The sequence below is a fragment of the Arthrobacter sp. STN4 genome, assembly GCF_024539665.1.
In the GTDB taxonomy this organism is placed as follows: domain Bacteria; phylum Actinomycetota; class Actinomycetes; order Actinomycetales; family Micrococcaceae; genus Specibacter.
In genome coordinates this window covers 22,677-38,146 of record NZ_JAKZGX010000001.1, presented here as the reverse complement: position 1 = coordinate 38,146, position 15,470 = coordinate 22,677, and the positions used below count along the sequence as shown (strand labels likewise).

The window sequence follows — 15,470 nt, the reverse complement described above, 5'->3', positions numbered from 1 at the left end:
CCGTGAGTAATGAAACGGGTCGGGCCACGGGCCCGCGCGCCTATGAGGCGGTGCTGGCCAGCGTCGAAGCGGACCTGCGTGCCGGCCGGCTGAGCATTGGCGACCGTCTCCCGGGCGAGCGCGCCCTCTCCGAGCAGCACGGCATTTCGCGGGCCTCGGTGCGCGACGCCATCCGCATTCTCGAGGTCATGGGCCTGGTGCGCACGGGCGTCGGCTCGGGTCCGAGTTCCGGGACGGTGCTGATCTCCAACCCGTCCGCCGGGCTGTCGTCCACCCTGCGCCTGCACGTGGCCAGCCAGCACCTGCCGGTCGCCGACATCGTCCAGGCCCGCATCCTGCTGGAGACATGGGCTGCCGCCGCGGCCGTTGATGCGAGGCCGATCGACGACGGGTCCCTGGCCCGCGCCGCCGAACTGCTGGCCCTGATGGATGACCCCGGCCTGGAGCGCGAAGAGTTCCACAGCCTGGACTCGCAGTTCCACGTCCTGCTCAGCACCATGGCCGGCAACGCCGTCGTCTCCGCCATGATGGACTCCCTGCGCCTGTCCATCATGGACTATGTGCGCAACTCCGTCACCACGGACGAGCAGTGGGAGCCCGTCGCGGACACGCTGCGGGCCCAGCACCACCACATCCTTGACGCCGTCACCGCCGGCGACGGTCCCCTGGCAGCACGGTTGCTGCGCGAGCACATTGAATGGTTCTTCACCGAAACCTCGCACGTGCATTCGCCTGCGGCTACAGCGGAAGTCCCGCCGCAGGCTTGAGGTTCTTCATGACCAGCGTGGAGCTGACCCGCCGCACGCCCGGGAGCCGTGTCAGCTCGTCGTCGAAGAACCGCTGGTAGGACGCCAGGTCTTCGGAGACAACCTTCAGGACGTAGTCGGGGTCGCCGAACAGCCGCTGGGCGGAGGTGATGCGGACCAGCCCGTCAACCCGGGCCTCGAACTCGTCCACCGTGGGCCGGTCCACCCGCTCCAGCGTGACAAACACCATCGCCTCAAAACCCAGGCCCACTGCGGCCGGATCGATCACGGCACGGTATCCGCTGATGGTCCCGGTCGCTTCCAGTTCCTTCAACCGCCGGTGGCACGGCGCCACCGTCAGCCCCACCTCGGCGGCCAGCGCCGTGGCGGACATGCGCCCGTCATTTTGAAGCCTGCGCATAATTTCTCTGTCAAGGGCGTCGATCACAGCAAAATCTTAGCGCGAAACGGCGTTTTTAAGACACTTTCGGTAAGCACATTTGCCTGTGATTTTCCTAAGCTTGCTTGCACCACCGTCCCCACCCGGCACGCAGGAGCAACCATGGACCCGCAGGCACTCATCGGCTTCCTCATCATCGCCGTCGCCCTGACGTGCACGCCGGGGCCCGACTGGGCATATTGCATTGCCGCGGGCCTGGGGCGGCGCAGCTTCGTGCCGGCCGTGGCAGGGCTGTGCAGCGGCTACGTCATGCACACCGTCCTGCTCGCCGCCGGCATCGCCGCGCTCATGGCGGCCATGCCCGCGCTGCTGCTCTGGCTCACGGTGGCCGGCGCGCTCTACCTGCTGTGGCTGGGCCTTGTGACTGCCAGGTCCTGGCGTGGCGCCGGCTTCAGCGCGGCGGGGCCGGGCACTCCGGGGCCGGACGACGGCGGCACGGTCGCCTTGGGGCCGTCCGGCGAAATCGCCGCCGGCTCCGGCGCGCGCCGCGCCTTCCTCCAGGGTTTTGGCACGAGCGCCATCAACCCGAAGGGCCTGCTGTTCTTCGTGGCCCTGACGCCGCAGTTCATCCGGCCGGACGCGGCGTTTTCCATCCCGGTCCAGTCCGTGGTCCTGGGGCTGTCCTTCGTCACGGCTGCGGCAGTGGTCTACTCCGGTGTGGCGGCCGGTGCCCGCAGGCTCCTGCGCTCCCGCCCCGGTGGCGCCCGCGTGGTGACGCTGTCCAGCGGCATCATCATGCTCGGCCTGGGTGCGGTCCTGCTGGCCGAGCAGGCCGTGCCGGTGACCCAGGCCGCCGGCCGGCTCCTGGCTGTGATTTAGCTCCTGGCCGTGGTTTAACCGTCCTGCGCTGCGCGCCACGCGGCAAGTTCGGCCAGCAGCTCCGCCTTCCGGGCATCAGGGGCAAAGGAGGAGCGGATGGAGTTGCCCGCCAGCCGCCCCAGCGTGTCCGTGTCAAAGCCGAACTCCGCCACCACTGCCTGGAAGTTGTGGCCTGCGTCGCCGCCAAAGTAGGCCGGGTCGTCGGAATTGACGCAGACATTCAGCCCGGAGGCGAGCATCTGCGGCAGCGGATGGGCGGCCAGGGTGTCCACGGCGCGCAGCCGCACGTTGGAGAGCGGGCAGACCGTCAGCGGCACCTGCCCGGCAGCCAGCCGGGCCACCAGCCGGGAATCCTCCACGGCACGGATCCCGTGGTCGATGCGTTCGGCGCCCAGCAGGTCCAGGGTGTCCCAGACGTAGCTCGGCGGCCCCTCCTCGCCGGCGTGCGCCACCAGCCGCAGCCCCGCCGCCCGCGCCCGGTCGAAGAGCCTGACAAATTTCGACGGCGGATTGCCCACCTCGGCCGAGTCGAGCCCGATCCCGATGATGGGCGCATCCATGGCCAGGAGCTGCCCCAGCACATCCAGGGCGTCGGCTTCGGGCTGGTCGCGCAGGAAGGCGGCGATGAGGGCGGTGCTGATGCCAAACTCCTCCCCGCTTCCGGCGAGCGCCGAGGCAATGCCGGCCACCGCCGTCGTCAGCGGGACACCGCGCGCCAGGTGGGCCTGCGGGTCAAACATGATCTCGGCGTGCCGCACGCCGGCAGCCCGGGCCCGCCGCAGGTAGGCGCGGGTCATGTCCGCGAAGTCGGCCTCCGCCACCAGCACGGCCATGTTTGCGTAATAGAGGTCAAGGAAGGATTGCAGGTCCGTGAACTCATACCGGGCCCGCAGTTCCCCGAGGCTGGCGTAGGGCAGGTCAATGCCGTTGCGTGCCGCCAGCTCCAGGATCAGCTCCGGTTCCAGCGTGCCCTCGATGTGCAGGTGCAGTTCGGCCTTCGGCAGGGCAATTTCAGGCGTCGTCATGTGCGCCAGTCTACGGCTCCGTCGACTTGTACAACCTGGCCATGAGCTTGGGGTCGACAATCCCCGTTTTGATGGTTTCGCTGATGTCCGCCGCGGTGGTGGTGATGCCTGTCCGGCGCTTAACTTCCTTGCGGATTTGGTCAAGCATTGCATCGGAGAGGATCAGGCCAAGCAGGGCGCCGGGTTCGGTGGCCGCACGGTGCTTCCAGACGTCGTCGATCCGGCGGCGCTTGAGCGCCTCCCGGTGGAGCAGGAACATCATGGCCGCCTTCTCCTCCTCGGGGGCCGGGCCCAACAAGTCGATTTCAAAGGCCATGTTGACCACCACCGGCAGACCGCCCGTGAGGTGGTAGGCCTGCCACACCGCCCCGTTGGTCAGCACCATCCACTCCACGCCCTCGTTCACGGCATACATCTGCACCTGCCGGAGGTGGCGTTCGTTGAGCTTCTGGCTGATGCGCTTGACCTCAATGAAGGCCACCATTTGCTTGTCGATGCGCACGCCATAGTCGGCAAAGTCCTGCCTGACCATGTATTCGGTGGTCAGGTCCCGGAACTTGTCATAGTCCAGGCCCTCACACAGCAGGTCCGTGACCACCAGGCGGGTGTCGCCTTCATTGGCGTCCCGCGCACGGAGCTCCTGCAGGGGCTTGGCATAGCGCGCCATCGCGTCCCGGACCTGCTCCATCGCCGCGAGCTCCCATTTAGGACGCTTGCCCGCCGCGGCCCCCTTGCCCTTTGGCGCCGGTGTCGCCCCGGGCTCGGGCGCCCGTTTTTCCGCAGTCGCCGGCCCGGCCGCGGGCGCCTGGGCCTCGGACTCCGGCTGGGCCTCCAGGGTGTTCGCCGGCTTCACCAGGTGGTCGGGGAGTTGCAGGTGCGGATCCACCACGCCGAACGCGGCCTGTCCCATGATCCAGTCCATGGTGGCCGCCCAGTCCCGAACGGCCGGGGAATCGATGCCGCAGCCCGCGGTGCCCTTCGTCCGGGCAATCTGTTCAAGCTCGGCCGTCCCGGGCACGCGCAGGCCGTCTCCGGCCGCCGCGGCCGCCCATCCCCCCAGCGCGCGGAACCGCGCCTGCGTCTTGGCGTCCATGTCCTTCACGTCCCCTGCCCTCACGTCCACTGCCGTTTGGTCCCTTGCCGGTTGTTCCATTTTTGATTCCCCTCAATCATGTCTTCAGTGCGGCCGGACCACACGCCACAGCTGCCCGTGCTGCCGCCCACGTGAAACCCCGGGAGCTGTCAGCAAGCTCCCAGTTTGATTGTTCCCCATCCATTAGGAATAAGTCGCTCAATTGGAGATAATTGATAAAAGCTCTACAGCCTTCAGGGCCGTCAGGCCGTTGGGGGTTGCTGGAATCCGACCGTTACCGCCCGGGTCCTGCGAGGCCGGGAACTCTCGAGGAGTCTGTCACCGCGTGTTCATGAAAACCTTTGGCTGGTCTTTCGGGATCTCCGCCGCGGCCTTGGTTGTGGCATTTTTCTACGGCGGCGTCGAGGCCCTGGTGCTCTGTGCAATCCTCGGCGTCCTGGAAATCAGCCTCAGCTTTGACAACGCCGTGGTCAATGCGCGCATCCTGGAAAAGATGAGCGCCTTCTGGCAGCGGATCTTCCTGACCGTCGGCATCCTGATCGCCGTGCTGGGCATGCGCATCGCCTTCCCACTGCTGATCGTCGGTGTGACCGCCAATCTCAATCCCGTCCAGGCCGTTGAACTCGCCCTGGAAAAGGGCGACATCCACACGCCGGGCACCTATGCCTACCTGCTCCACGACGCCCACCCGCAGATTGCCGCGTTTGGCGGGGTGTTCCTGCTCATGCTGTTCCTGGACTTCATGTTTGAGGAACGGGACATCCACTGGATCGGCTTCCTGGAGAAACCGCTCGCGTTCATCGGCCGCCTGCACGGCGCCTCCATGGCCATCTCCCTGGTGGTCCTGGTCGCCTCCGCCGCCATGGTGCGTCCGGGCAAGGAAGTCGACGTCCTCATCGCCGGCATCCTCGGCATGGTCACCTACATGCTGGTCAACGGCCTCGGGGACTTGTTCGACGTCGACGCGGACGGGGACACCGATGCCGCGGACACGGAGGCCGAGGCGGCCAAGATCGCCAAAAAGTCCACCCAGGGCGTGGGCAGGGCCGTGGGCAAGGCCGCGTTCATGCTGTTCCTGTACCTGGAAGTCATTGACGCCTCATTCTCCTTCGACGGCGTCATCGGCGCGTTCGCCATCACCTCCGACCCCATCATCATCGCCATGGGCCTGGGCCTGATCGGCGCCATCTTCGTCCGCTCACTGACCGTGTTCCTGGTCCGCGAAGGCACCCTGGACGAGTTTGAATACCTGGACCACGGCGCCCACTGGGCCATCGGCGCCCTGTCCATCATCCTGCTGCTGACCATCAGCATCGAGGTCAATGAAGTGGTCACCGGCGTCATCGGCGTGGTGTTCATCGGCGCCGCATTCATCTCCTCGATCATCCGCAACAAACGATTACATGCCCACGATCTACCTCAAGTAAAGCAACTTTCCAACTAACCAGGAGGCCCCACCATGGGACTTAGCTTGCAAAAAGGCCAGTCACTTTCGCTGAAGAAGAACGACGGCGCTTCCCTCACCCGGGTGCGCATGGGCCTCGGCTGGGATTCGGCCGCACCGGTGAAACGTGGTTTCTTCGGCACCAAAAAGGCTGCCGAGATTGACCTGGACGCGTCGGCCATTTTCTTTGACGCCGCAGGCACGGCCCTGGACACCGTCTTCTTCAACCAGCTCCAGAGCAAGGACGGTTCCACCCGCCACACGGGCGACAACCTGACGGGTGAAGGCGAAGGCGACGACGAGCAGATCCTGGTGGACCTCCCCGCCGTGTCCCCCGCAGTGGCGCAGATCGTGTTTGTCATTAGCAGCTACAGCCGGCAGACCTTCGACCGGATCGAAAACGCGTTCTGCCGCCTCGTTGACGACTCCACGCCCGGCTCCCCCGAGGTGGCCCGTTTCCAGCTCACCGATTCCGGCAACCACACCGCCATGATCATGGCGAAGGTTTCCCGCGAGGGCACGGGGTGGACGTTCAAGGCCATCGGTGACCGCGCCAACGGGCGCACCGCCATGGACCTGATCCAGCCGGCCGCGGCCGCACTCTAGCCACCACCACCAGCAAAGGAGTCCAAACCATGGCATCTTTGACACTGTCCAAGGGCAGCAACCTCTCCCTCACCAAGGCCGATCCCGGCCTGCAGCAGGCCCTCGTGGGCCTGGGCTGGGACCCGCGCACCACCAGCGGACAGCAGTTCGACCTGGACGCCTCCGCCATCCTGGTTGGCGCGAACGGCAGGGTGCGCAGCAACGACGACTTCATCTTTTACAACCAGCTGGAAGCCAAGGACGGCTCCGTCGTCCACCAGGGCGACAATCGCACCGGCGAGGGCGAAGGCGACGACGAGCAGATCCTGGTCAACCTCGACGCCGTCTCGGCAGACATCGAGCGGGTGGTCATCGTGGTTTCCATCGACCAGGCCGACGCCCGCAACCAAAACTTCGGCCAGGTCCGCGGTGCGTTCTGCCGCGTCGTCAACCAGCAGTCCGACCAGGAAATTGTCCGCTACGACCTGTCCGAGGACGCGGCCTCGGAAACATCCATGATCTTTGCCGAGATCTACCGCAACGGTGCCGAATGGAAGTTCCGGGCCGTGGGCCAGGGCTACGCCAACGGCCTGCGTGGCATCGCCACGGACTTCGGGATCGTACTCGACTAGTCCCCACGCCCTCCCAGGGAAGCCGCTGGCGCGTCTTCCCTGGGACCCCCGGGCGCGTGGGCCCGCCACCTGCAGTCCCGGTGCACCGCAGCGCCGGACAGTTGAATCAATCACACACAAAGGAATGGTTTCATGGCTGGACTGACACTTGAAAAAGGCAACAACCTCTCCCTGACCAAGGCCGACCCGGGCCTGCAGCAGGCCCTCGTCGGATTGGGCTGGGACCCCCGGACCACCACCGGGGAGGCCTTCGACCTGGACGCCTCGGCCCTGCTGGTCGGCGCCAACGGCAAGGTCCGCTCCGCCGACGACTTCATCTTCTACAACCAGCCCGCTGCCAAGGACGGCTCCGTGGTCCACCAGGGCGACAACCGCTCCGGCGTCGGCGAGGGCGATGACGAAACCATCCTGATCGACCTCTCCAAGATGGCCGCCGACGTCGAACGCGTGGTCATTGTGGTCTCCATCGACAAGGCCGATGAGCGGCGCCAGAACTTCGGCCAGGTGCGCGGGGCCTACTGCCGCGTCGTCAACCAGGCCAACGACGCGGAGATCGTCCGCTTTGACCTCAGTGAGGACGCCGCCCCGGAGACGTCCATGCTTTTTGCCGAGGTCTACCGCAACGGTGCCGAATGGAAATTCAAGGCCGTCGGCCAGGGCTACGCCACCGGCCTGGCCGGCATCGCCACCGACTTCGGTGTCCCGCTGGGCTGATCCCCACCACCCGCTCCCTCGTCTGACGAAGAATGGTTGAACAATGACTTCCCCCCTCACCCCTCCCACCGACGCCGAGGTGTCGCTGGTCCTCAAGGCCCCCGACGCACCCGAGATCGTGGCTCCCGAGCAGGCCCCCGGCATGGTTCCCGTCCCGGCGGAGCGCCAAACGGAGATCAGCCGCCAGGCCCGCGAGTTCATCTCCGAGATTGCCACCTTTGACGCGCGCAGCCCCGAATTCAGCAGCAAGGTGGACGGCATCACCAAGCTGGCCGGCTCCGAGATGACGTCCTCCTCGGAAGCCTCCAGCCGCATGCTCGAACGCTCCACCACCTCCATTGCCGGCGCCAAGCGCAGCGGCAACAGCGCCCAGGCCCAGGTGGCCGGCACGCTGAACGATCTGCGCACCACGGTGGAGGACCTCACGCCGAACAACGCCGATTTGGGTGTGGGCCGGAAAATTCTCGGCTTCCTGCCGGGCGGGAACAAGCTGGCCCGGTACTTCCAAAAGTACGAGTCGGCCCAGACCCAGCTCGATGCCATCATCAAGTCGCTCATGGCCGGCCAGGACGAGCTCCTGAAGGACAATGCCAGCCTCGCGGGCGAAAAGGTGAAGCTGTGGGAGACCATGCAAAGCCTGAGCGAATACGCCGTGTTCGCCAAGGCCCTCGACGACGCCTGCGTGGAAAAAATTGACGCCACCCGCGCCTCCGGCCAGGTGGAGCAGGCGCAAAAGCTGGAGGCGGACGTCCTCTTCCCCATCCGCCAGCGCCACCAGGACATCCTGACGCAGCTGGCCGTGTCCGTGCAGGGCTACCTGGCCATGGACCTGATCCGGAAGAACAACCTTGAACTGATCAAGGGCGTTGACCGGGCCCGCACCACCACCATCTCCGCCCTCCGCACGGCCGTGATCGTGGCCCAGGCGCTGGCGAACCAAAAGATGGTGCTGGACCAGATCGACGCCATCAACACCACCACGAACAACATGATCCTCAAGACGTCGGAGATGCTCAAGGACCAGACCGTGCGCATCCACCAGCAGGCGGCCAGTTCCGGCGTCAGCGTGGACACGCTGCAGAAGGCCTTCGACAACGTCTTTGCCACCATGGACGCCATCGACACCTTCCGCGCGTCGGCCGCCAAGAACATGGAGGGCACCGTCCATGCGCTCGAGGACGGGCTGGCCAAGGCCAAGCCCTACCTGGAACGCTCCCGCCAGACGGACCGGGACTGACCCCGCGGCGCTCCGGGCGGCTTTGCCGGCCGCCCGGAGTAGCCTTGAAGGAACGACGACGGAACTTGAGGAACGTACGATGATTGGCCGTTTTGCCGGTGGCCTCTTTGGGAGCCGCCCGGCCCCTGCCGTGCCGGCGGCCCCGCAGCCCGACCCGGTGGCTGCGGAGATCGCCCAAATGGGCGTCTCCGTGGACAAGCTGCGGACCGCGGTGCGCCGTTCCGGCAGCCGCCTGCCCCCGCTGCTTTCGTCCCAGCTGCGCCAGCTGGGCGACCTGCTGCGCGAGGCCGTTGCGGACATCGGCATCCGGGGCTGCTCCACGGAACAGCGCGTGCTGCTCAATGCCATGATCTGCGACTACATCCCCTCGCCCCTGCAGTCCTACCTGTCGCTGCCGCCCGCGCACCAGGACGAGGAATCCAAGGCAACTTTCATGTTCGCCGAACAGCTGGCCACGCTGGAGGAAACCCTGGCAGACCTGCTCAACCAGATCCGCATCGGTGCCGTGGAGGAACTGTCCACGCACGGCCGCTTCCTGGCAGACAAATTTGCCGGCCAGGACGCGGCCCTGCAACTCGAACACCAGCCAGCCAGGCACCAGCCACCACCGGAACCACCAGCCGAAAGGGACCCGTTGCGCTTGGAGGGCCAGCCATGGCATCACTGATTGCCGGGGCCAACGCGGCCCTCACCGGGGAGAACCCCGGCCTGGACCACGTGGTGGTCGGCCTGGGCTGGGACGCCATCCCCAGCCACGGCCCGGCCGCCGAGCTGGTGCCTTTTGCCGTGTTGTGCGACGCCGGCGGGCAGGCCCTGTCCAACGACCACCTGGTGTTTTTCAACCAGCTGGTCAGCGCCGACGCCTCCGTCACCTTCGCCGGGGATGCCGACCAGGAGCAGATTGACGTTGAGCTGGGCGCGGTGCCCGCTGACGTGGCCAAAATCGTGTTCCTTGTCTACGTTGACCCGGACGTGCGCGGGCGGGGCAGCTTCGCCTCGGTGCGCAACTCCCACATCCGCGTCGCCACGGCGGAAAACCGGGAGCTGGTGCGCTTTGACATGCCCGCCGCCACCCTTGACGCCGTGACGGCCGTAATCTTCGGCGAGCTGTACCGGCACGGCAGCGAGTGGAAGTTCCGGGCGCTGGGCCAGGGCTACAACACAGGCCTGGCCGGCGTGGCCAAGGATTACGGGATCACGCTCTAGGCCATGGTCAACCGATCCTCCACCCCGCGCACCGACCTTCCCTACCTGCGACGCCGGGTCAAGCCCCCGCTTCCCGCAGCACAGCCCGAGGCCACCGCCAACCCAGCCGCCGTGGCCCCCGCAGCCGCCGCAGCGCCCGCGGCCCCGCAGCCCGCCGGGCTGGTGCTGGGACGCAACGCCCCGCCGTCGGCCGCCAATCCGCGGGCCGCGAAACTGGCCGCCCGGCGCGAGGCCGCCCGGAACGAGGACCACGAGGTCGGGCTGCTGTTTCCCGCGCCGGGGATCGCCGACGTCTTTGAGCTGAACCTCCGTGAGCGGGTGCTGCGGCTCACCGCGCTCGAATCTGCCGTGGGAACCATGGTGGTCAGCGGCAGCACGGCCATGGCCTGGGAAAGCACCCGCCGCGTCGTGGGCGGGGCGGACGCGGCCGGACACACGGCCGGCTCGCCGGTGAAAACCAGCGGCAACCGGCCCCTCGTGGGCTACGACGGCACGGCCGCACTGGTCAGCCTGCGCCACGTGCGCGAGCTGCGCCGGGCCATTTTCATCAACCGCAGCAGCGGGACCATGGGCGTGCAGCTCTTCAGCGGCGCCACCGTGGCCCTGCCCCCCGTGGCCGGCGGCATCCAGCTGGTGCTGCTGGTCCACCGGATCGGCAATGTGCTGGAGCTGCGGGCCGAACCGGTTCCTGAAGCCTGGGAGGACCTGCAGATCTGGCAGGAATTTGACTTCACCATGACCCACCAGGCTCCTGCGGGCGCCTACGGGCGGTAGCAATGCCGCGCCCCGCCCACCAGTCCCCGAAAGGGCCAATGCAACACTTCCAACACCTGACGCCGTCCCAGCTGGCCCGGCTGTTCCACCGGCAACCCGAAGAGTTCAGCGCCGCCGGCGATCCCGCCCTGCAGGCCGTCGCCCTGGGTGGCACGCTGTACACGCCGGCCAACCGCCGGGACCTGGCCGCGGACGTGCTGCGCCAGCGCGACGCCGGGTGCACCAGCATGGTGCTGTGCCTGGAGGATTCCATCCCCGACGCCGATGTCCCGGAAGCCGAGCGGAACATCGTCGCGGCCCTGGTCCGGCTGCACGCACGCGGCGACGGGACCCCACTGTTGTTTGTGCGCGTGCGCACGGTTGAACAGATGGTGTCCCTGGCCCGCCGCGCCGGGGCCGCCCTGGCCGTGCTGGCGGGGTTCGTCATCCCCAAGTTCGACAACGTCTCGGGCCGGGGCGACCGGTTCCTGGCGGCCCTGCACGTGATCCAGGCCGAGCTGGGCCTGGACGGGAACCCCCGCAACGGCACGCCCGGACAGAGGCTGCGGATCATGCCCATCCTGGAGTCCCCGGCGGTCATCCGGCTCGAAACGCGCGCGGCGGCCCTGACCGGCATCGGCCGGCTGTTGGGTGCCCACCGGGAAGACGTGCTGGCGGTGCGGATCGGGGCCACTGACATGTCCAGCACCTTTGGCCTGCGCCGCTCCCGCGACCTGACCATCTACGACGTCCAGGTGGTGGCGAACATTGTGGGCGACATCGTCAATGTGCTCGGCCGCCCCGACCCCGGCTTCATCATCAGCGGCCCGGTGTGGGAACACTATGCCAACACCGAGCGGGTGCTGCGCCCGCAGCTGCGCCTGACCCCGTTCGTGCGGACCAGCGAGAAGGAGCTGCGCCGCCGGATCATGACCGCCAACCTGGACACCCTGATCCGTGAAATTGAGCTGGACCTGGCCAACGGCCTGTTGGGCAAGACCCTCATCCACCCCAGCCACGTGGCCGTGGTCCACGCCATGAACGTGGTCAGCCACGAGGAATTCCTGGACGCTTGCGCCATTGCCGGCAATGTGCGGGGCGGCGCCGCGGCGTCCCCCTATGGCAACAAGATGAACGAAATGAAGCCGCACCAGGCCTGGGCGCACCGCACGCTGCTGCGCTCCCGCGCGTTTGGCGTCGCGGCCGCAGATGTGACCTTCGTGGACCTGCTGGACGCGGGCATGTCATGAGCCCGGCTTCCTCCCCCGGTGGCGGCACCGTGCCCTGGAGCGGCGGATTCGTGGCCCGCGAACTGGGCGTGGACATTCACTCGGACCCGTCCGGCGCCGTGGCCGTGGAGGACCTCGTGGGGCTGGCCCTGCGCCGCAACCCGAAGCGGGCACACCTGCTGGTCTCGCAGGTCCTGGCCAAGCACGTGCCCGTCGAGCCGGCCCTGGCCATGGCCGCCGGGGAACTGCTCGGCGCCTTCGTGGCGCGGGAGCTGGCGGAAACGCCCGCACCCGGCAGCCGGTTGCCCGGCAGTCCGTTGGCCGGTGCGGCGGCGCAGCTCACGGCCGCGCTGCGTGCCACGGGCCCGTCGCGCGACGCCGCCGTTTCCAGCCTCGCCGCGCACGTCGCGGCGCTGCGCACCCCGGTGCCGGACGCCGTCGTGCTGGGCTTTGCCGAAACGGCCACGGGGCTGGGCCGGCTGGTGGCAAACGCCCTGGGCGCCTACTACATCCACTCAACCCGCCACGCCACACCGGGCGTTCCGCTGGCCGCCGGGTTCCAGGAAGGGCATTCGCACGCCACCTCCCACCGCATGGTGCCCGCGGACCCGCGCTGGCTGGACGGAGCGGGGCCGGTGGTCCTGGTCGACGACGAGCTCAGCACCGGCTCCACCGTCATCAACACCATCCGGGAGCTGCACGCCCTGGTCCCCCGCGGCCGCTACGTGGTGGCCGCGCTGATCGACCTGCGCTCGCCCGAAGACCGCAGCCGCTTCGACCGGCTGGCCGGGGAGCTGGGCTGCCGGATTTCGGTGGCCGCGCTCGGGACCGGCCGGATCGGCCTGCCCGGGGACGTCCTGGCCCGCGCACAGCGCCTCCTGGAGACCCTGGAGCCCGCACCGGAAGCCGGGGCCCCGGCCGGCCGGCTGTCCCTGCTGGAGCTCACCGCGGCGGAGATCGCCCCCGTCCGCAGCGACCGCTACGGCAACACCGCACCGCCCGCCGCAGCGGGCATCAGCCGCATCGCCGCCGACGTGGCCGGGCTGCTGGAGCGCAACGGCTGCCAGGGACCGGTGACGGTGGTGGGCTGCGAGGAAAACATCTTCCTGCCGCTGGCCGTGGCCGCCGAGCTGGCGGCGCTGCGCCCGGCGGCCGGCGTGCGCTTCTCCACCACCACCCGCTCGCCGATCTTCCCCCTCGACCGCGGCGACTACGCCATTACCGGCGCGCTGACCTTTGCCAGCCACGACGACGCCGACGACGGCCCGGGGGTCCGCTACGCCTACAACCTCACCGGCGCGGGCCGCCGCCCCGGCACCATCGTGGCGTTCCCCGAACCCGGCGCCGACCGCCGGGCCCTGCTCCACGGCAACCCCGCCGCGGGGCTGGCCGGGCTGGCTGCCGCGCTGCGGACGGCGGCCGCGGACGCCGTCGTCGTGCTGCTGCCGGCGGACACCCCCGCGCCAACCACCGCCTTCGCCACCGCACCCGAGGACGCCACGCCATGAGCAGCACCACCTTCCCCACGCCCCTCGCCGGCCCGGCCTTCGGCTCCTACGCGTCCAGCGAGGTGCAGTGGCTGCTGAAGGACCTCAGCCACGTGGCCCTCGAGGCGCCCACGGCGGACCGCGAGCGCGCCATCCAGTCCGGCGCCGCCAACTACGCCGAGTCACTGCCGGTGGAATACACGCCGGGCACCGAATACCAGGGCCTCTACGAGGAGGCGGTGGAACGCTCCGGGGAACGCGTGGCCCGGGCCGTGGGGGTGGTGACGGAGCAGGCGCTGGCTGCCCGGGGCGGGCGCCCGGTGCTGGTCTCCCTGGCCCGGGCCGGGACGCCGATCGGCATCCTCATGCGCCGCTGGGCGCTGGCGGTCCACGGCACCGGGCTCCCGCACTTCACCATGAGCATTGTGCGCGGCGTCGGGCTGGACGAAACGGCACTGCGCTACCTGGCGGCAAACTTTGAACCGTCGCGCATCCTGTTCGTGGACGGCTGGACCGGCAAGGGGGCCATCTCCCGCGAGCTGACCGCGGCACTGGACCGCTTTGCCGGGAGCGGCGGGGCGCGCTTCCCGGACGACCTGGCCGTGCTGGCGGATCCCGGCCACTGCGTGGAGATGTACGGCACGCGCGAGGACTACCTGATCCCGTCCGCCTGCCTGAACTCCACGGTGTCCGGGCTGGTTTCACGCACCGTGTTCAACACCGACCACATTGGCCCGGGCGACTTCCACGGCGCCAAGTTTTATGCCGGACTGGCCGGCAGCGACGTCTCGGGCGGCTTCCTGGACGCCGTTTCCGCCCGGTTCGGCGCCGTCGGTGATGCCGTGGCCGCCGATGTCGCCGCCCTGCACACCGCCGACCGCACCCCCAGTTGGGCCGGCTGGGCCGCCGTCGAACGGATCAGCACCGAATACGGCATCAACAACGTCAACCTCGTCAAGCCCGGCGTCGGGGAAACCACAAGGGTGCTGCTGCGCCGCGTGCCGTGGCGGGTGCTGGTGAACCCGCAGGCGCGGGCGGACGTGGCGCACGTGCTGCTGCTCGCCGAACAGCGCGGCACGCCCGTGGAGGAAGTCCCGGGACTGCCCTATTCCTGCGTGGGCCTGATCCACCCCCTGTTCAGCAAGGCCGCCGTGGGCGCGGACGGCAGGGCGGCCGGCCATGCCTGACACCCGACCCCGTCCGATCCCCCATGGCCGGGCTCCGGTCCTGGCCGCATGCGACCTGGACCGGACCCTCATCTACTCCAAAAACGCGCTGTGGCTGCCGGGCCCGGACAAGGACGCCCCCGCCCTGGTGGTGGCCGAGGTGTACGACGGCGCGCCCCTGTCCTTCATGACCCGGGCCGCCGAGGACCTCCTGCTCAAGCTGTCCGCGGCCGCGGCGTTTGTCCCGGTCACCACGCGCACCCAGGCACAGTACGAACGCGTGCAGCTGCCCGGGCCTGCGCCGGAGTATGCCATCACCACCAACGGCGGCAAGCTGCTGCACCGCGGCGTGCCGGATCCGGGCTGGCGCCGCCACCTTGCCGCGCGGATTGCCGCCGACTGCGCACCGCTGGAATCCGTGGAGGCACGGCTGGCCGGCCCCGCCCACGCAGGCTGGATCCTGCGCGTGCACCGCGCCGAGGACTTGTTCGTGTACGCGATCGTGGACCGTGGGGCCATGCCGGCGGCCTTCCTGGAGCAGCTGCAGGCGGAGTGCGCCGCGGCCGGCTGGACCGTCTCGCTGCAGGGGCGGAAACTGTACTGCGTGCCCGCGCCCGTGACGAAGGGCGGGGCCCTGGACGAGGTGGCCCGCCGCACCGGCGCCGGCACCATCCTGGCCGCCGGGGACTCCCTCCTGGATGCCGACCTGCTGGCCCGGGCGGACGTGGCCTTCCGCCCCCTGCACGGGGAACTGCACGACGCCGGCCACCAGGCCCCCAACCTGTTCCCCACCACCGTCCGCGGCGTCCTGGCCGGGGAGGAAATCCTGGCCCGGATGCTGGCGCTGGCGGAGGCTGCCGGCTGAGGCCGGCGG

The 15,470-nt window shown here is 68.8% G+C and carries 17 protein-coding genes; 14 read left to right on the top strand and 3 right to left on the bottom strand.

Annotated elements, in window-relative coordinates:
• The first annotated feature begins 2 nt into the window (after positions 1-2).
• Positions 3-767: a FadR/GntR family transcriptional regulator gene (locus MMF96_RS00180; protein ID WP_176616269.1), complete on the top strand. Its 765-nt coding sequence runs from the start codon at positions 3-5 to the stop codon at positions 765-767.
• Here the strand turns inward: MMF96_RS00180 and MMF96_RS00175 are convergent.
• Complete coding sequence (locus MMF96_RS00175; RefSeq protein ID WP_256882164.1) at positions 739-1,194, bottom strand: Lrp/AsnC family transcriptional regulator; 456 nt, start codon at positions 1,192-1,194, stop codon at positions 739-741. The genes MMF96_RS00180 and MMF96_RS00175 overlap by 29 nt on opposite strands.
• 114 nt (positions 1,195-1,308) lie before the next feature.
• On the opposite strand from MMF96_RS00175, the gene MMF96_RS00170 reads away from it, so the two are divergent.
• Entirely contained in the window at positions 1,309-2,025 is a 717-nt protein-coding gene (locus MMF96_RS00170) for a LysE family translocator (protein ID WP_176616268.1), read from the top strand.
• Positions 2,026-2,039: 14 nt separating this feature from the next.
• On the opposite strand, the gene MMF96_RS00165 is transcribed toward MMF96_RS00170, so the two are convergent.
• Together MMF96_RS00165 and MMF96_RS00160 are read right to left on the bottom strand one after the other, a co-directional pair.
• Complete coding sequence (locus MMF96_RS00165) at positions 2,040-3,050, bottom strand: adenosine deaminase (RefSeq protein ID WP_176616267.1); 1,011 nt, start codon at positions 3,048-3,050, stop codon at positions 2,040-2,042.
• A gap of 10 nt (positions 3,051-3,060) precedes the next feature.
• A complete protein-coding gene (locus MMF96_RS00160) occupies positions 3,061-4,203 on the bottom strand; it encodes a type I restriction enzyme HsdR N-terminal domain-containing protein (RefSeq protein WP_256882163.1) in 1,143 nt (380 codons plus the stop codon).
• Between the two features lie 271 nt (positions 4,204-4,474).
• Between MMF96_RS00160 and MMF96_RS00155 the strand changes: the two genes are divergently transcribed.
• The 12 genes from MMF96_RS00155 to MMF96_RS00100 all read left to right on the top strand — a co-directional run bounded on the left by MMF96_RS00155 (position 4,475) and on the right by MMF96_RS00100 (position 15,461).
• Positions 4,475-5,587, top strand: a complete 1,113-nt coding sequence (locus MMF96_RS00155) for a DUF475 domain-containing protein (RefSeq protein ID WP_256882392.1) — start codon at positions 4,475-4,477, stop codon at positions 5,585-5,587.
• 15 nt (positions 5,588-5,602) lie between these two features.
• On the top strand, positions 5,603-6,193 hold the full coding sequence (locus tag MMF96_RS00150; RefSeq protein WP_176616264.1) for a TerD family protein: 591 nt from the start codon (positions 5,603-5,605) through the stop codon (positions 6,191-6,193).
• Between the two features lie 29 nt (positions 6,194-6,222).
• Entirely contained in the window at positions 6,223-6,804 is a 582-nt protein-coding gene (locus MMF96_RS00145; RefSeq protein ID WP_176616263.1) for a TerD family protein, read from the top strand.
• Positions 6,805-6,936: 132 nt separating this feature from the next.
• A complete protein-coding gene (locus MMF96_RS00140; RefSeq protein ID WP_256882162.1) occupies positions 6,937-7,518 on the top strand; it encodes a TerD family protein in 582 nt (193 codons plus the stop codon).
• Between the two features lie 43 nt (positions 7,519-7,561).
• Entirely contained in the window at positions 7,562-8,755 is a 1,194-nt protein-coding gene (locus MMF96_RS00135) for a toxic anion resistance protein (RefSeq protein WP_176616261.1), read from the top strand.
• A gap of 79 nt (positions 8,756-8,834) precedes the next feature.
• Complete coding sequence (locus tag MMF96_RS00130) at positions 8,835-9,422, top strand: hypothetical protein (RefSeq protein WP_256882161.1); 588 nt, start codon at positions 8,835-8,837, stop codon at positions 9,420-9,422.
• Positions 9,410-9,961, top strand: coding sequence for a TerD family protein (locus tag MMF96_RS00125; protein ID WP_176616259.1), 552 nt, complete (start codon positions 9,410-9,412; stop codon positions 9,959-9,961). The genes MMF96_RS00130 and MMF96_RS00125 overlap by 13 nt, the downstream gene beginning before the upstream one ends.
• A 3-nt stretch (positions 9,962-9,964) precedes the next feature.
• Entirely contained in the window at positions 9,965-10,735 is a 771-nt protein-coding gene (locus MMF96_RS00120; RefSeq protein ID WP_256882160.1) for a hypothetical protein, read from the top strand.
• 38 nt (positions 10,736-10,773) lie between these two features.
• On the top strand, positions 10,774-11,964 hold the full coding sequence (locus MMF96_RS00115; RefSeq protein ID WP_256882159.1) for an HpcH/HpaI aldolase/citrate lyase family protein: 1,191 nt from the start codon (positions 10,774-10,776) through the stop codon (positions 11,962-11,964).
• Positions 11,961-13,451, top strand: a complete 1,491-nt coding sequence (locus MMF96_RS00110; RefSeq protein ID WP_256882158.1) for a phosphoribosyltransferase domain-containing protein — start codon at positions 11,961-11,963, stop codon at positions 13,449-13,451. Before MMF96_RS00115 ends, MMF96_RS00110 begins: the two co-directional genes overlap by 4 nt.
• Positions 13,448-14,617: a cysteine protease StiP family protein gene (locus tag MMF96_RS00105; RefSeq protein WP_256882157.1), complete on the top strand. Its 1,170-nt coding sequence runs from the start codon at positions 13,448-13,450 to the stop codon at positions 14,615-14,617. Before MMF96_RS00110 ends, MMF96_RS00105 begins: the two co-directional genes overlap by 4 nt.
• Complete coding sequence (locus tag MMF96_RS00100; RefSeq protein WP_256882156.1) at positions 14,610-15,461, top strand: HAD family hydrolase; 852 nt, start codon at positions 14,610-14,612, stop codon at positions 15,459-15,461. The genes MMF96_RS00105 and MMF96_RS00100 overlap by 8 nt, the downstream gene beginning before the upstream one ends.
• The last annotated feature ends 9 nt before the right edge of the window (positions 15,462-15,470 follow it).

Excerpts from the sequence above, each read along its gene's own strand:
- MMF96_RS00170 (WP_176616268.1), top strand. The coding sequence starts at position 1,309 with ATGGACCCGCAGGCACTCATCGGCTTCCTCATCATCGCCGTCGCCCTG.
- MMF96_RS00165 (WP_176616267.1), bottom strand. The coding sequence starts at position 3,050 with ATGACGACGCCTGAAATTGCCCTGCCGAAGGCCGAACTGCACCTGCAC.
- MMF96_RS00160 (WP_256882163.1), bottom strand. The coding sequence starts at position 4,203 with ATGGAACAACCGGCAAGGGACCAAACGGCAGTGGACGTGAGGGCAGGG.
- MMF96_RS00155 (WP_256882392.1), top strand. The coding sequence starts at position 4,475 with ATGAAAACCTTTGGCTGGTCTTTCGGGATCTCCGCCGCGGCCTTGGTT.
- MMF96_RS00150 (WP_176616264.1), top strand. The coding sequence starts at position 5,603 with ATGGGACTTAGCTTGCAAAAAGGCCAGTCACTTTCGCTGAAGAAGAAC.
- MMF96_RS00145 (WP_176616263.1), top strand. The coding sequence starts at position 6,223 with ATGGCATCTTTGACACTGTCCAAGGGCAGCAACCTCTCCCTCACCAAG.
- MMF96_RS00140 (WP_256882162.1), top strand. The coding sequence starts at position 6,937 with ATGGCTGGACTGACACTTGAAAAAGGCAACAACCTCTCCCTGACCAAG.
- MMF96_RS00135 (WP_176616261.1), top strand. The coding sequence starts at position 7,562 with ATGACTTCCCCCCTCACCCCTCCCACCGACGCCGAGGTGTCGCTGGTC.
- MMF96_RS00130 (WP_256882161.1), top strand. The coding sequence starts at position 8,835 with ATGATTGGCCGTTTTGCCGGTGGCCTCTTTGGGAGCCGCCCGGCCCCT.
- MMF96_RS00125 (WP_176616259.1), top strand. The coding sequence starts at position 9,410 with ATGGCATCACTGATTGCCGGGGCCAACGCGGCCCTCACCGGGGAGAAC.
- MMF96_RS00120 (WP_256882160.1), top strand. The coding sequence starts at position 9,965 with ATGGTCAACCGATCCTCCACCCCGCGCACCGACCTTCCCTACCTGCGA.
- MMF96_RS00115 (WP_256882159.1), top strand. The coding sequence starts at position 10,774 with ATGCAACACTTCCAACACCTGACGCCGTCCCAGCTGGCCCGGCTGTTC.
- MMF96_RS00110 (WP_256882158.1), top strand. The coding sequence starts at position 11,961 with ATGAGCCCGGCTTCCTCCCCCGGTGGCGGCACCGTGCCCTGGAGCGGC.
- MMF96_RS00105 (WP_256882157.1), top strand. The coding sequence starts at position 13,448 with ATGAGCAGCACCACCTTCCCCACGCCCCTCGCCGGCCCGGCCTTCGGC.
- MMF96_RS00100 (WP_256882156.1), top strand. The coding sequence starts at position 14,610 with ATGCCTGACACCCGACCCCGTCCGATCCCCCATGGCCGGGCTCCGGTC.